Origin of the sequence: Streptomyces sp. NPDC058092 (genome assembly GCF_042884935.1) — a bacterium.
Classification (GTDB): Bacteria; Actinomycetota; Actinomycetes; order Streptomycetales; family Streptomycetaceae; genus Streptomyces.
In genome coordinates this window covers 1-14,707 of sequence record NZ_JBHVSY010000017.1, presented here as the reverse complement: position 1 = coordinate 14,707, position 14,707 = coordinate 1, and the positions used below count along the sequence as shown (strand labels likewise).

The following is a 14,707-nucleotide window of genomic DNA, read 5'->3' as shown; positions in this document are numbered from 1 at the left end:
AGGCGGATGTTCTCCACACGGCTCCCCGGACCGTCCTCACGGGCGATGACCTGCCATCTGTTCCAGTCGGGCGATGCGCTCCGCCATCGGCGGGTGCGTCGAGAACATCTTGGACATTCCCTGGCCGGGGCGGAAGGGGTTCGCGATCATCATGTGGCTCGCGGTCTCGATCCTCGGTTCGGGGGGCAGCGGGAGCTGTTTCGTTCCTGCGTCCAGCTTCCGCAGGGCGCTGGCGAGAGCCAGCGGGTCGCCGGTCAGCTGGGCGCCCGAGGCGTCCGCCTGGTATTCGCGGGAGCGGCTGACGGCCAGTTGGATGATGGAGGCGGCCAGCGGGCCGAGGATCATGATCAGCAGCATGCCCAGGATGCCTGGGCCCTCGTCGTCGTTGGACCGGCCCACCGGAATCAGCCAGGCGAAGTTGACCAGGAACATGACGACGGAGGCGAGCGCTCCGGCGACGGACGAGATCAGGATGTCGCGGTTGTAGACATGGCTCAGCTCGTGGCCGAGGACGCCGCGCAGCTCTCGCTCGTCCAGGATCTGCAGGATGCCTTCTGTGCAGCAGACCGCCGCGTTGCGCGGATTGCGGCCCGTCGCGAAGGCGTTGGGAGCCTGCGTCGGGGAGATGTAGAGCCGAGGCATGGGCTGGCGGGCGGCCGTCGAGAGCTCGCGGACCATGCGGTAGAGCTGGGGCGCCTCGAATTCGCTGACGGGGCGGGCGCGCATGGCCCGGAGCGCCAGCTTGTCGCTGTTCCAGTACGCGTAGGCGTTGGTGCCGACGGCTACGAGGAGCGCGACGATCAGGCCCGTACGCCCGAAGAAGCTTCCGATGACGATGATGAGTGCGGACAGGCCCCCGAGGAGTACGGCGGTTCTCAGCCCGTTGTGCCGGCGGTGCACGGTACGCCCTCCAAGTGGTGCGGCAGGGGAACCCTTTGCTTGGTGGTCTCCACTCCCTCAGTGGAGCCTCCCGTACAGGTCAACGCCAGGCGAGGAGAGCTAGTTCCCTTGTGCCTGCGGCCGCGGGACGGGGCCTGTCCGGCGCTTTCGGCCCGGCGCCGGGCTCTGGACCGAACGGGTCAGGGCCTGTCCGGCCGTGATGGGCCGGACAGGCCCTGAGGGGCCGTGCGTGTGTCGATCCGTGCCGGACGGCTCAGCGCTGGGCTGGGAGACCGGCGAGTACGAGTGCCTCGGGGTCCGGCTTGATCTCGCTGGTGCAGTGGGCGCAGCGGGAGGCGATGGCCGGGATCTCGGTGTAGCAGCGGGGGCAGTCGCGCAGGGCGGCCTTGATGTCGACCTTCTCCTCCGCCTTGGAGAAGCGGCTCTGGACCTTCGTCATGGGGACGACGACGCCGAAGTAGAGCACCGCCGCGGTGATCAGGAAGGCGATGGCGGCGGCCAGGAACTTCCCGTACGGGAAGATGGCGCCGTCGACCGAGAACTCCGCCGAGCTGAAGTCGCCGACGGAGCCGGTGGCGAGGCCGATCAGCGGGGTGATGAAGGCGGTGCTGAATCCGGTGACAACTGCGGTGAACGCCGCTCCGACGGCCAGCCCGATGGCCATGGAGATGACGTTTCCGCGCAGGATGAAGTCCTTGAACCCGTTCAGCACTGCTCTTGCTCCTCTGGGACCTGGGTGCGTGTGTGGGGATGTGCGGCCATGACCTTGCCCTGTGGGGACCGTTCCGGGCAAACCGATCTTGGATACGTCAGAAGAGATTGACGGCGGCGAACCTGAGGACCGTCTGCGGAGCACCGGAGAGGACGATTCCGGCGACGGCGGTGAGAGCGATCGCGAGGGTGACGGGCGTCGGGGCGCGGTGCTTGACGGAGCCGGGTACGGCCGCGTCCGCGGGTGCGGCCTCCTCCGCCGGGGCCTGGGCCGGGGCCTCTTCAGGGGTGCGGAAGAGCACCCCGGTCCACTGAAGGTAGTAGTAGAGCGCGATCACGACGTTTACGGCCATGACGACCGCGAGCCAGCCGAGTCCCGCGTCGACGGCCGCGGAGAAGACCGTGACCTTGGCGAAGAGGCCGACGATGCCGGGCGGCAGGCCGGCCAGGCAGAGCAGGAAGAAGGCCATCGCGAGGGCGGCGAGGGGGCGGGTGGCGTACAGGCCGCGGTAGTCGGAGATCCGGTTCCCGGGGTTCGTACGGGCGACGAGGGCGGCGACCGCGAAGGCACCGAGGTTCACGACGGCGTACATGAGGGCGTACGCGACCGTCGAGCCGATGTGCTCGTCGCTGGAGTACGCGGCGGCGGCGATCGGCACCAGGAGATAGCCGGCCTGGGCGACGGACGACCAGGCGAGCAGGCGTACGGCGCTGCGGACGCGGGTGGCGCTCTGGCGCAGCGCGGCGACGTTGCCGATGGTCATGGTGAGCGCGGCGAGGACGGCGAGGGCCGGCCCCCAGACGTCCGCGTACGCCGGGAACGCGATCACGGTGACGAGGATGAGTCCGGAGAAGCCGACCGCTTTGCCGACGACGGAGAGGTAGGCGGCAACCGGCAGGGGGGCACCCACGTAGGTGTCGGGCACCCAGAAGTGGAAGGGCGCGGCGGCCGTCTTGAACGCGAAGCCGACCAGGGTGAGGACGACGCCCGCCTGGGCGAGGGTGTCGAGCCGGCCCGGTACGTCGTCGAGCCGGGCGGCGATCTCCGTGAGGTGCAGGGTGCCGGTGGTCGCGTACACGAAGCTGACGCCGAGCAGCATGACGGCGGTGGCGACGACGGAGGAGAGGAAGAATTTCAGCGCGGCCTCGGAGGACCGCCGGTCGCCACGCTTGATGCCGACGAGGGCGAAGGCGGGCAGCGAGGCGACTTCGAGGGCGACGACGAGGGTGGCGAGGTCGCGGGCGGCGGGCAGGAGCGCGGCGCCCGACGCGGAGGACAGCAGCAGGAACCAGAACTCGCCCGCGGGGAGTCTGCGGATGTCGCCGAGGGAGAGCAGGGCGGTCAGCAGGGCGCCGCCGAGTACGAGTGCCTGGATGACGAGGGCGAAGTGATCGGCGGTGTAGCTGCAGGCCCCGGGGGCACCGGTGCCGGTGGTTGCCGCGGTGAGGCAGAAGGTGGAGTGGTCGCCGTCGCGCAGTGGGACGAGGAGGGCGAGTGCGGCGACGAGTCCGGCCATGGTGACCCAGCCGAGGAGCGGCTTGCGCTCCGCGGGGAGGAAGAGGTCGGCGACCAGGACGACCAGAGCGACGGCCGCGACGACGACCGGGGGCGCGATCGCGAGCCAGTCGATGGACTGGACGAGGCTGGTGGTGCTGTCGGCCGCTGTGGTGACGACGCCCGGGGTGACGACGGCTGTGGTCACGACTTGCCTCCTGCGAGGAGCTTCTGCACGGCCGGGTCGGTGAGGCCGAGGAGGACGGCGGGCCACAGGCCGGCGAGGACGGTGAGGGCGACGAGCGGGGTCCAGGCGGCGAATTCGTACGTCTGGACATCGGCGAGCTGCTGCGGCTCCGCCCGCTTCTCACCCATGCAGACACGGCGTACGACGATCAGCATGTACGCGGCGGTGAGCAGGGTGCCGAACGCGGCGATCGACATGAAGGTGCGGAAGGCGGGGCGGCTGAGTCCTTCGGCGGGGTCGAAGGAGCCGAACAGGGCGAGCATCTCGCCCCAGAATCCGGCGAGCCCGGGCAGGCCGAGGGAGGCGACGGCGGCGAAGGCGAGGAGGCCGCCGAGGCGGGGTGCCCGGCCGTAGAGCGCGGCTCCGGTGGCGCCGGAGAGGGTGTCGAGGTCGGCGGTGCCGTACCGGTCCTTGACCGCGCCGACCAGGAAGAACAGCAGGCCAGTGATGAGGCCGTGGGCGATGTTGGCGAAGAGCGCGCCGTTGACTCCGGTGGGGGTCATGCTCGCGATGCCGAGGAGTACGAAGCCCATGTGTCCGACGGAGGAGTACGCGATCAGGCGCTTGAGGTCGCCCTTGGAGCCGGGGCGGGCCAGTGCCAGGCAGGCGAGCGATCCGTAGACGATGCCGACGACCGCGAAGGCGGCGAGGTAGGGCGCGAAGGTGTGCATCCCGTCGGGGGTGATGGGCAGCAGGATGCGGACGAACCCGTACGTACCCATCTTCAGCAGGACGCCCGCGAGCAGGACCGAGCCGACGGTCGGGGCGGCGGTGTGGGCGTCCGGGAGCCAGCTGTGCAGCGGCCACATCGGGGTCTTCACGGCGAGCCCGATGCCGATCGCCAGAACCGCGATGACCTGCACGGACGAGGTGAGCCCTCGGCCGTTGTCAGTGGCGAGTGCCACCATGTCGAAGGTGCCGCTCTTCAGTCCGATGAGGAGCAGGCCCAGCAGCATGATCACCGAGCCGAGCAGCGTGTAGAGGATGAACTTCCAGGCAGCGGCCTGCTTCTGCGCACCGCCCCAGCGGGCGATGAGGAAGTACATCGGGATGAGCACCATCTCGAACGCCAGGAAGAACAGCAGCAGATCGAGGACGGCGAAGGTCGCGAGGGTGCCGGACTCCAGGACGAGGACGAGTGCGACGAAGGCCTTCGGGGAGGGGCCTTCAGCCCGCGGCGTCAGCCGCTGATGTTGCAGCTTGAAGTAACTGTAGAGCGCGCAGAGGAAGGTCAGCAGCGCGGTCAGCACGAGAAGGGGGAGCGAGATGCCGTCGATGCCGAGATGGATGCGGACGTCGAGCGCCGGGATCCAGCTGATGTCGGTGGTGGCCTGCATCTTCGACGGGTGGTCGTGGTCGAAGCCGGCGGCCAGCACGATCGCGGCGACGAGGACCGCTCCGGTGACGGTCACGCCGTGGCGGAGCACGGCCTGGTCGGGGCTGGTTCCCTTCAGTCCGGGCGGGGCCGGCAGAAGAGCGGCCACGGCGCCGATGAGCGGGACGACGACGATGAACGCGAGAAGGAACTGCATCACGGATTCACTGATATCGATCACGGCTCACGACCCGGCGTTGACGTTGGCAAAGACGACGGCGGCGATCGCCAGGACCAGGGAACCGGCAAGCAGTGCGCTGAGGTAGGTCTGCACGTTGCCGGTCTGGGCGCGGCGGACGGCGGTGCCGAGCCAGCGTGCGCCGGTGCCGGAGCCGCGTACGTAGGTGTCGACGACCTCGCGGTCCAGGAAGCGGACGAGGCTCGCCGCGGCCTGGACGGGGCGGACGAACAGGGTCGTGTACAGGGCGTCGAGGTGGAAGCCCGTGGCGGCGTGGCGGTGGAGCGGACCGAGCAGCAGGCGGCCGGGGTCGGCCGGGTCGGGGGCGTCCCCGTAGGCGCCGTAGGCGGCGGTGTGCGCCGACATGGCCTGGGCCTCGACGAGGGCGGGTTCGGCGTCGGGGTGAGCGACGACGGTGCCGACGGTGGTGCGGGCGGCGAGCGCCGAGGTGTGGCGCCAGGCACCGTAGGTGACGAGGCCGCCGACGAGGCCGACGCCCGTGGAGAGGACGGCGGTGGTCAGGGACGGGGTGAGGCTGTGGCCGTCGAACCAGTCGGTGATCGCGCCGACGGTCAGTCCGAAGGCGATGGTGGGGACGGCGAGGACCCAGAGGACGGTGGTCATCGCGACGGGCTGCCTGCCGTGGTCGGGGGCCTCGGCGCCGCGGCCCCGGAAGGCGAGGAGCCACAGGCGGGTGGCGTACGCGGCGGTGAGGACGGCGGCGAGCAGTCCGGCGACGAGGACGGTCCAGCCGGCGGCGGCCGGGGCGACGTGCCGTTCCCCGAGTGCGGTGTGCTCGGCGGCGACGAGGACGGCTTCCTTGGAGAAGAAGCCGGCGAACGGCGGGATGGCGGCGAGCGCGAGGAGGCCGACGGTCATCGTCCAGTAGGCGTCCGGGATGCGCTTCGTCAGGCCGCCCATGCGGGACATGGCGGCCAGTGAGTTGGTCCCGGCGGCGTGGATGACGACGCCCGCCGCGAGGAAGAGGACGGCCTTGAACGCTCCGTGGGAGAGGAGGTGGAAGACGGCGGCACCGCGGTCGCCGACGGCCAGGGCGCCGGACATGTAGCCGAGCTGGCCGATCGTCGAGTAGGCGAGGACGCGTTTGATGTCGTCCTGGGCGAGGGCGGCGAGTCCCGAGCCGATCATCGTGACCGCGGCCATCACGGCGAGGACGACGAGGGCGGCGCCGGACTGGGCGAAGACGGGGAGGAGCCGGGCCACGAAGTAGATGCCGGCGGCGACCATCGTCGCGGCGTGGATCAGCGCGGAGACGGGGGTGGGGCCGGCCATCGCGTCGGGCAGCCAGGTGTGCAGGGGGAACTGCGCGGACTTGCCCGCGACACCCGCGAGGAGCAGCAGGGCGATGAGGGTGGGGTGGTCCAGTCCGCCGTTCGCGACGGCGCCCAGGATGCGGGTGATGCGGAACGAGCCGGTGTCGGCGGCGAGTGCGAACAGACCGATCAGGAAGGGGACGTCGCCGAGCTTGGTGACCAGGAAGGCCTTGAGCGAGGCGGCGCGGGCTTCGGGCGTCTCCCAGTAGTGGCCGACGAGGAAGTACGAGCAGATGCCCATGATCTCCCAGCCGACCAGGAGCACCATCAGGTCGCCGGAGTAGACGACGAGGAGCATCGCGGAGGTGAAGAGGGAGACGAGGGCCGCGTACGAGGGGTAGCGGGGGTCGTCGCGCAGATAGGCGGTCGAGTAGATCTGCACACAGGTCGCGACGAGCCCGACCAGGACGGCGACGAGGACCGCGAAGCCGTCGAGGTGCAGGGCGAGGTCGACCGGGACCGAGCCGGTGGGGGTGAGCCGGGTCGCGGCGTCGATGGCCCGGCCGCCGCCCTGGCGCGAGGCGACGACGACGGCGAGCACGAAGGCGGTGAGGGTGGGCAGTACGGCGAGGGGGCGTACGTAACCGGGGGCGCGGCGTCCGAGAAGGAGACCGGCCGCGGCGCCCAGGAACGGAAGGAGGGGGACGAGGACGGCGAGGGTCGTGGTGGTCACGTGGTGGCCTCTGCCTTCTTTGCCTTCCCTGCCGGAGCAGTGGCCTGGTCTTCGGTGTCGTCGGCCTCGTCGCCGGGGAGGGTTTCGGCGGCGTCGGTCTCGGCGGTGTCGCGCAGGCGGTCGACGTCGGAGCTGCCGCGGTTGCGGTGGACGGCGAGGACGATGGCGAGACCGATGCCGATCTCCGCCGCCGCGATGGCGATGACGAAGAGGGTGAGGGCCTGGCCGGAGTGCAGGGCGTCGCGGAGCCAGACGTCGAAGGCGACCAGGTTGAGGTTGACGGCGTTGAGCATCAGCTCGACGGACATCAGGACCAGGATCGCGTTGCGGCGGGCGAGCACTCCGTACAGCCCGGTGCAGAAGAGGAGGGCGGCGAGCACGGCGGGATAGGCGAGGTGCATCAGCTCTGCTCCTTACCGCGCTTGCGGGACAGGACGATCGCGCCGACGAGCGCGGCGAGCAGCAGGACGGAGAGCGCCTCGAACGGCAGCACCCAGTGCCGGAAGAGGAAGGCGCCGGTCACCTCGGTGGAGCCCTGGGCCGGTCCGTCCAGGTCGATCCAGGTGGCGCGGAAGGCGTCGACGACGACCCAGACGAGCGTGCCGGCGGCGGCGACCGCCACGCCGAGGGCCGCCCAGCGGTTGCCCGAGTCGGCGTCCGGGGAGCGGCCGATGGGGGCCTTGGTGAGCATCAGCCCGAAGAGAAGGAGGACGACCACGGAACCGACGTAGATCAGTACCTGCACCCAGGCGATGAACTCCGCGGTGAGCAGGAGGTACTCGACGGCGAGACCACCGAGCGCCACGACCAGCCAGAGGGCGGCATGCACCAGCTGCTTGGTCGTGACGGTGACGAGGGCCGCGCCGAGGGTGGCGATGCCGACGAGGACGAAGGCGATCTCGATGCCGGTCGGGGAGAGGAAGCCGGAGTGGGCGGAGAGGGCTGCGTGGGCGGAGTGCGCTGCGGCGGCTGCGAGTGTCACTCCTCCCCCTCTTCCTTCCGGTCCTGCTGGGTCGCTCGGGCCTGCTGGGCTTCCTGCGCCTCCTTGGCGCGCTGGGCTTCGAGTTTCTCCGCCGTCTTGCGGGCGGCGGCGATCTCCTTCGGCTCCTCGGCACCGGGGTCGAGCGCGGGCGGTTCCGGCACCGTCCACATCCATTCGCGGAGCTTGTCGCGCTCATGGGTGAGTTCGAGGATGTCCGTCTCCGCGTACTCGAACTCCGGCGACCAGAACAGTGCGTCGAAGGGACACACCTCGATACAGATACCGCAGTACATGCAGAGCGAGAAGTCGATCGCGAAGCGGTCGAGGACGTTGCGGCTGCGCTCGCGTCCGCCCGGAGTGGCGGCGGGCACCGTCTCCTTGTGGGAGTCGATGTAGATGCACCAGTCCGGGCACTCACGGGCGCAGAGCATGCAGACCGTGCAGTTCTCCTCGAACAGTGCGATGACGCCGCGGGAGCGGGGCGGGAGCTCGGGCTGGACGTCCGGGTACTGAGCGGTGACCGTCTTCCTCGTCATCGTCCGCAGGGTGACGGCCAGGCCCTTGGCCAGACCGGAGCCGGGGATGCGGGGCCGGGAGGGCGGGAGCGGCGCAGCCATCAGTTGATCGCCACCTTCACGATGCCGGTGAGCGCGATCTGCGCGAGAGCGAGCGGGATGAGCGTGGTCCAGGCGAGCTTCTGCAGCTGGTCCTCGCGGAGCCGGGGATAGCTCACGCGCAGCCAGATGACGACGAAGGCGAGGACCGCGATCTTGAGGAGCGTCCAGACCCAGCCGAGTCCGTCGGCGCCGAACGGGCCGTGCCAGCCGCCGAGGAAGAGGACGGTGGTCAGTCCGCACAGCACGACGATGCCCGCGTACTCGGCGAGCAGGAACAGCGCGAAGCGGAGGCCGGTGTACTCGGTGTACGCGCCGAAGATGATCTCCGAGTCGGCGATCGGCATGTCGAACGGCGGGCGCTGCAGTTCGGCGAGTCCGGCCACGAAGAAGACCAGGGCGCCGACGATCTGCCAGGGCAGCCACCACCACTCGAAGGCATCGAGGATGCCCGGGAGGGAGACGGTGCCGGCCGCCATCGCGACGGAGGCGGCGGCGAGCAGCATCGGCAGTTCGTACGCGAGCAGCTGGGCGGCGGTACGGAGGCCCCCGAGGAGGGAGAACTTGTTGGCGGAGGCCCAGCCCGCCATCAGCGAGCCGAGCACGCCGACGCCCATCACGGCGAGCACGAAGAAGATGCCCGCGTCGACGACCTGGCCGACCGCGCTCTCGCCGGGGCCGATCGGGATGGCGACGAGCACGAGGAGGTACGGGAGCAGCGCGACGGCCGGTGCGAGCTGGAAGATACGGCGGTCGGCCTCGGCCGGGACGATGTCTTCCTTCTGCGCGAACTTCACGCCGTCGGCGACGAGCTGGGCCCAGCCGTGGAAGCCACCCGCGTACATGGGTCCGAGGCGGCCCTGCATGTGGGCCATCACCTTGTGCTCGGTCTGTCCCACGACGAGGGGGAGGACCATGAACACGGCGAAGACGATGACGAGCCGGAGGGCGACGTCGAGTACGTCGTTCACGCGGTATCGCCTCCGGCGGGGCGGTCGGGGGTTTCGGTTTCGGGCTGCACGGGTGCGGCGGGGGGCGAGGGCTGGGTCCCGGGCTGCTCGGGTGCGGCGGGGGGCGAGGGCTGGGTCCCGGGCCGGCTCGGGGTGTCCGGGTTGTCCTCCGTCGTGCCCTGCGGCTGCGCGGTCCCTGGGCCCGAGGGCGGTTCGGGGGCGGTGTCGAAGGCCGGGCGGGCGTGGTGCCAGGGCGCGTCGGCGCTTCCCGGGGTCGGCTCCGCCGACCCGGCCCCGGCGCCCGTTGCCGGCTTCGTTTCCTCGCGCTGCCGGCTCGCCGAACCCTGGGAGGCGCTGCGGGTGCGGCGCGGGGGTGCGGGGGAAGTGGTCTCGGCTCCGGCTGCCGGTGCGGCTGTCTCCTGCCGCTGGCCGGCCGAGCCCTCGCTCACGCTGCGGGTGCGGCGTACCGGGCGGTCGCCCGCCGCGCGTGCGGCGCGGGCCGGGCGGGACGGGGCGGGCGGGAGCTGGCCCTTCAGGGGGCCCCATTCGTTCGGGTCGGGGACGCCGGGCGGCAGCATCGTGCGCCGCTTCGGGCCGCCGTGCTCCGACTCGCCCGGCTCCTTCGCACCCGGCCAGGCCTTCGCGACGCGTGCCGCCAGCACGAAGTCCTTGCGCAACGGATGACCCTCGAAGCCCTCGGGCAGCAGCAGCGGCACCAGATGCGGGTGGCCCTCGAAGCCGATGCCGAACATCTCGTGTGTCTCGCGCTCGTGCCAGGCGGCGCCCGCGTAGACGTCGATGGCGGTGGGAAGGACGGCCGCCTCGTGCGGAACGGTCGTACGGATCAGGAGACGGCGGACCCTGCCCTCGGCCAGGGCCGCGACGTGGGCGCAGACCCGGAAGCCGGTGCCCGGTTCGTCGACCGCGCTCAGCCAGTCGAAATAGGTGCAGCCGAGCCGGTCGCGGGCCGTTTCGAGGGCGGCGGTCCAGGAGGCGGCCGGTACGTCGACGGTCAGCAGGTCGTACGCGTACGCGGCCGTCGCCTCCTCGCCGAAGAACTCGGCGGCGGCATCCGGCAGGCGGTCGTAGCCGTCGGCGGCGGCGTCAGGGGTGCTGGTCATCGCGGTCCTCCCCCGGTGCAGGCGGGGCGGCGACCAGGCCGCTGCGCAGTGCGGTCGTGGAGGGACGGCTGCCGCCGCCCGTCGCGTACCGCTCGCCCAGCGACTCGCGGGCGATCTTCTCCTGAAGCTTGAGGATGCCCTGGAGGAGCGCCTCGGGCCGGGGCGGGCAGCCGGGTACGTAGACATCGACCGGAATGATCTGGTCGACGCCCTTCGTCACGGAGTACGAGTCCCAGTAGGGGCCCCCGCAGTTGGAGCAGGCGCCGAAGGAGATGACGTACTTGGGCTCGGGCATCTGCTCGTAGAGCCGCTTCACGGCCGGCGCCATCTTGTCCGTCACCGTGCCGGAGACGATCATGAGGTCGGCCTGGCGCGGGCCCGGGGCGAACGGGATCACGCCGAGCCGGATGAAGTCGTGCCGGGCCATGGACGCGGCGATGAATTCGATGGCGCAGCAGGCGAGCCCGAAGTTGAAGACCCAGAGGCTGTAGCGGCGGCCCCAGTTCAGGACCACCTTCATCGGCTCGGGGGCCAGGCGCGACAGGACGCCGAGCCGCTTGGGCTCCGGCAGGAATGTCGGAACGGCCTGCGGTTCGGAGCCCGTCCCGGGCTCCTGCTCCGGCTGCGTCGCGGGCCGGTGCTCGGGGGGCGGCGTGCTCGTCACGTCCATTCGAGGACGCCCTTCTTCCATGCGTAGAGCAGTCCTACGGCCAGGAAACCGAGGAAGATGAACATCTCCACCAGGGTCGTCGCCCCGTATCCGGGTGCGGCGAATACGGTCGCCCACGGAAACAGGAAGATCGAGTCGACGGCGAAGATCACGTACAGGAAGGCATAGACGTAATAACGGACCTGGGTATGTGCCCATCCTTCACCCACCGGGTCCACGCCGCACTCGTACGTCAGGAGCTTCTCCGGCGTGGGAACCACGGGCCGCAGCAGCCGGCCCGCCCCGAAGGCGACGGCGACGAACAGCACGCCGATCACAGCGAGCAGTCCGACCACGGAATAGCCGTGGAAGTAGTCCGACGCGAGAACGGTCGATTCCGGCAGGTCCGCCACGTCCGCCCCTCGCTCCCTCAAACCCGTTCGACGATCTGTACGCAGGGGAGTCTAGGCCCTGCCGAAGAGCCCTGTTAAAGAGAGGGTAAGCAGCCGCGTCGGGCTACGGGTGGGGTTATCCCTACTTCACCCCACCCACGAGCCCTATGGCGTGCGCAGACCCCGCCCGGCAGGCTGGGGCGTATGACCATGAGCCCCCTGGTGCCCGACAACGACCGTCCGCCGCCCGCCCGTTTCGCCCTCGACCGGTGGACGTGGAAGGAGATCGGCTACCTCCTGGCCAACCTCCCCATGACCGTGGCCGGGTTTGTTTACACAATTTTCATGATCGGCATCGGCGTGGGGCTCGCGGTCACGGTGGTCGGTCTGCCCCTGCTCGCCGCCGGACTGCACGGGGCGCGGCTGATCGGCAGGGCCGAGCGGGGCCGGGCGCGGGCGATGCTCGGGCTGCGGATAGACGAGCCCAGTCCGATGGTGCTGTCCCGCGGGGCACAGGGCTTCTTCCCCTGGCTGTGGTCGAGTCTCACGGACCCGGTGGGCTGGCGGGCGGCGCTGTACTCCTTCATCCGGCTGCCCTGGGGCGTGCTCACCTTCACCGTGACGCTCGTGAGCCTCTTCGTGCTGTGGCCGGTGCTCCCCTATATCGCGCGGCTCCTCACCCATGCCGACCGGGCGATGGCGCGCGGGCTGCTCTCCCCCTCCGACGAGCTGGAGCGCAGGATCGCCGAGCTGGAGTCGGACCGCGGGGTGGTCGTCGACACGGCCGCCGCCGACCTGCGCCGCATCGAGCGCGACCTGCACGACGGCGCACAGGCCCGGCTCGTCGCCCTCGCCATGGGCCTCGGTCTGGCGAAGGAGAAGCTGACCGACGACCCCGAGGCCGCGGCCCGCATGGTCGACGAGGCCCACGGCGAGGTCAAGGTCGCCCTCCAGGAACTCCGCGACCTCGCCCGCGGCATCCACCCCGCCGTCCTCACCGACCGCGGACTCGACGCCGCACTCTCCGCCATCGCCTCCCGCTGCACCGTCCCCGTGACGGTGGGGGTGGATCTGCCGGCGCGTCCGGCGGAGGCGATCGAGGGGATCGCGTACTTCACGGTCTCGGAGCTGTTGCAGAACGTGAGCAAGCACAGCGGGGCACGTTCGGCGTCCGTGGAGGTGTGGCGATCGGCGGACCGGATGCTGATCCAGGTCACCGACGACGGGCGGGGCGGGGCCCGGATGGACGGCGGTACGGGCATGGCCGGGCTGGCCGAACGGCTGGGCGCCGTCGACGGGCTGTTCGTCCTCGACTCGCCGGTCGGCGGGCCCACGACCGTCACCGCGGAACTGCCCTGGCGGGACCGGGACAAGGGCCGGGACAAGGGCCGGGTCGGGTAGGCCCGGGAGGCCAAGCACTCCCAGGTCCCCTCGCGGGGTGGGGAAAACCCCCGGTCGAAGAGGGATACCGACCTCATGGTGCGCGGGCCCACGGCCCAGCACCCTTGATGTACCAGCCGAAGCCCCGTAACCCGACCCCGTACCCCCAAGCCCCGTAACCCCGAGCCCCCCGGACCCGCGCGAAACCGCCGGAGGAACCGGCTCCCCCGAGACGAAACGGACAGCACCCATGGCCACGGCATACGGACCGGACACTCGGGACCATCAGCGGTCCGGAGCCGGTTTCGGGGACCATCCCCCGGTGAAGCACTTCTTCCCCGCCGCGCTCCGCGCGCCCTTCGAGGGCAGGACCTGGCGCGAATTCGGCTATCTGCTGCTGAGCCTGCCGATCAGCGCGGTCCTGTTCAGCCTCTCGATCGCCCTGACGTCCCTGGGCGTCGGCATGCTGATCACCTTCCTCGGCGTCCCGATCCTGGCCGGCGCGCTGGCCATGTGCCGCGGTTTCGGCGCGATGGAGCGGGCCCGGGCGCGCGGGCTGCTGAAACTGGACGTGGCGGACCCGGCGCCGGTGCGCGGCAGGACCGGCGGCCTGCTGTCCTGGGTGGGCGCGGTCCTCAAGAGCGGAGTGTCCTGGCGGCATCTGCTCTACGCGCTGCTGCACCTCCCGTGGGCGATCTTCGCCTTCGTCGTTTCGCTGACGTTCTGGTCGTACGGGTGGGCCGCCCTCACCTACCCCCTGTGGCACTGGATCTTCCCGACGTACGTGGGGGTCACCGGCCTTCAGCTGTACGGCGACGGCACCCATGACGTCTACCTCAACTCCCCCTTCGACCTGGCTGCGACCAGCGTGTGCGGCCTGATATTCGTCCTCGTCACGCCGTGGATCATCCGCGGTCTGGCAGGCGTGGACCGGCTGATGGTGGCGGGGCTGCTCGGGCCGTCCCGGCTGGCGACGCGCGTCTCGGAGCTGGAGTCGGACCGCGGGGTGGTCGTCGACACGGCCGCCGCCGACCTGCGCCGCATCGAGCGCGACCTGCACGACGGCGCACAGGCCCGGCTCGTCGCCCTCGCCATGGATCTGGGCCTGGCGAAGGAGAAGCTGACCGACGACCCCGAGGCCGCGGCCCGCATGGTCGACGAGGCCCACGGCGAGGTCAAGGTCGCCCTCCAGGAACTCCGCGACCTCGCCCGCGGCATCCACCCCGCCGTCCTCACCGACCGCGGACTCGACGCCGCACTCTCCGCCATCGCCTCCCGCTGCACCGTCCCCGTGACGGTCGAGGTGGACCTGGCGTCCCGGCCCGCCCAGGCGATCGAGGGGATCGCGTACTTCACGGTCTCGGAGCTGTTGCAGAACGTGAGCAAGCACGCACATGCGACCCGTGCGTCGGTCGATGTGTGGCGCACCGCGAACCGGCTGATGCTCCAGGTCACCGACAACGGCCGCGGCGGCGCCGAGGCGTCGTCGGGCAGCGGGCTGGCCGGGCTGACCGAGCGGCTGGACGCGGTGGACGGCGTCCTCGTCGTGGATTCCCCGCAGGGCGGTCCGACGCGGATCACGGCCGAGCTGCCGTGGCGCGGCTGAGCGCTCCCGTCCGGTGCCGTGACCGGAACCCCCGGGTCCACGGCCCCTTCAGGTCCCTTCTGTCCCCGGCCGCCGTACCGGCTCGAAATCGAGCCGGTAC

General features: G+C 70.9%; 14 protein-coding genes. 2 read left to right on the top strand and 12 right to left on the bottom strand.

What is annotated here, in order from left to right; translation table 11 throughout:
• Positions 1 to 36 precede the first annotated feature (36 nt).
• The 12 genes from htpX to ACFVV1_RS25625 form a co-directional block, all read right to left on the bottom strand.
• Complete coding sequence (htpX, locus tag ACFVV1_RS25680) at positions 37 to 900, bottom strand: zinc metalloprotease HtpX (protein ID WP_389993452.1); 864 nt, start codon at positions 898 to 900, stop codon at positions 37 to 39.
• Between the two features lie 253 nt (positions 901 to 1,153).
• Positions 1,154 to 1,612 carry a large conductance mechanosensitive channel protein MscL gene (gene mscL / locus ACFVV1_RS25675; RefSeq protein ID WP_389993449.1) on the bottom strand — a complete coding sequence of 153 codons (459 nt, stop codon included), beginning with the start codon at positions 1,610 to 1,612 and terminating at the stop codon, positions 1,154 to 1,156.
• A 97-nt stretch (positions 1,613 to 1,709) separates the two neighbouring features.
• Positions 1,710 to 3,314, bottom strand: a complete 1,605-nt coding sequence (locus ACFVV1_RS25670; protein WP_389993447.1) for an NADH-quinone oxidoreductase subunit N — start codon at positions 3,312 to 3,314, stop codon at positions 1,710 to 1,712.
• Entirely contained in the window at positions 3,311 to 4,885 is a 1,575-nt protein-coding gene (locus tag ACFVV1_RS25665; RefSeq protein ID WP_389993803.1) for a NuoM family protein, read from the bottom strand. The genes ACFVV1_RS25670 and ACFVV1_RS25665 overlap by 4 nt, the downstream gene beginning before the upstream one ends.
• A 27-nt stretch (positions 4,886 to 4,912) precedes the next feature.
• Positions 4,913 to 6,913 (bottom strand): NADH-quinone oxidoreductase subunit L, encoded by a 2,001-nt coding sequence (locus ACFVV1_RS25660; protein WP_389993444.1) that lies wholly within the window; start codon positions 6,911 to 6,913, stop codon positions 4,913 to 4,915.
• A complete protein-coding gene (gene nuoK, locus ACFVV1_RS25655; RefSeq protein WP_389993441.1) occupies positions 6,910 to 7,314 on the bottom strand; it encodes an NADH-quinone oxidoreductase subunit NuoK in 405 nt (134 codons plus the stop codon). The genes ACFVV1_RS25660 and nuoK overlap by 4 nt, the downstream gene beginning before the upstream one ends.
• Positions 7,314 to 7,895, bottom strand: a complete 582-nt coding sequence (locus ACFVV1_RS25650; protein ID WP_389993438.1) for an NADH-quinone oxidoreductase subunit J — start codon at positions 7,893 to 7,895, stop codon at positions 7,314 to 7,316. The genes nuoK and ACFVV1_RS25650 overlap by 1 nt, the downstream gene beginning before the upstream one ends.
• Positions 7,892 to 8,512, bottom strand: a complete 621-nt coding sequence (locus ACFVV1_RS25645) for a NuoI/complex I 23 kDa subunit family protein (RefSeq protein WP_389993435.1) — start codon at positions 8,510 to 8,512, stop codon at positions 7,892 to 7,894. The genes ACFVV1_RS25650 and ACFVV1_RS25645 overlap by 4 nt, the downstream gene beginning before the upstream one ends.
• The gene (locus ACFVV1_RS25640) at positions 8,512 to 9,480 is read right to left on the bottom strand and encodes an NADH-quinone oxidoreductase subunit H (RefSeq protein WP_389993432.1); all 969 of its coding nucleotides are present in this window, start codon (positions 9,478 to 9,480) and stop codon (positions 8,512 to 8,514) included. The genes ACFVV1_RS25645 and ACFVV1_RS25640 overlap by 1 nt, the downstream gene beginning before the upstream one ends.
• A complete protein-coding gene (locus ACFVV1_RS25635; RefSeq protein WP_389993429.1) occupies positions 9,477 to 10,580 on the bottom strand; it encodes an NADH-quinone oxidoreductase subunit C in 1,104 nt (367 codons plus the stop codon). The genes ACFVV1_RS25640 and ACFVV1_RS25635 overlap by 4 nt, the downstream gene beginning before the upstream one ends.
• Entirely contained in the window at positions 10,564 to 11,250 is a 687-nt protein-coding gene (locus ACFVV1_RS25630) for an NADH-quinone oxidoreductase subunit B (protein WP_389993426.1), read from the bottom strand. The genes ACFVV1_RS25635 and ACFVV1_RS25630 overlap by 17 nt, the downstream gene beginning before the upstream one ends.
• Positions 11,241 to 11,642 (bottom strand): NADH-quinone oxidoreductase subunit A, encoded by a 402-nt coding sequence (locus ACFVV1_RS25625; RefSeq protein ID WP_189544080.1) that lies wholly within the window; start codon positions 11,640 to 11,642, stop codon positions 11,241 to 11,243. The genes ACFVV1_RS25630 and ACFVV1_RS25625 overlap by 10 nt, the downstream gene beginning before the upstream one ends.
• Positions 11,643 to 11,825: 183 nt before the next feature.
• Here ACFVV1_RS25625 and ACFVV1_RS25620 point away from each other — a divergent pair, with 183 nt between their 5' ends.
• Together ACFVV1_RS25620 and ACFVV1_RS25615 are read left to right on the top strand one after the other, a co-directional pair.
• Entirely contained in the window at positions 11,826 to 13,022 is a 1,197-nt protein-coding gene (locus ACFVV1_RS25620) for a sensor histidine kinase (RefSeq protein WP_389993423.1), read from the top strand.
• A gap of 229 nt (positions 13,023 to 13,251) precedes the next feature.
• Complete coding sequence (locus tag ACFVV1_RS25615) at positions 13,252 to 14,607, top strand: sensor histidine kinase (RefSeq protein WP_389993420.1); 1,356 nt, start codon at positions 13,252 to 13,254, stop codon at positions 14,605 to 14,607.
• Positions 14,608 to 14,707 lie beyond the last annotated feature (100 nt).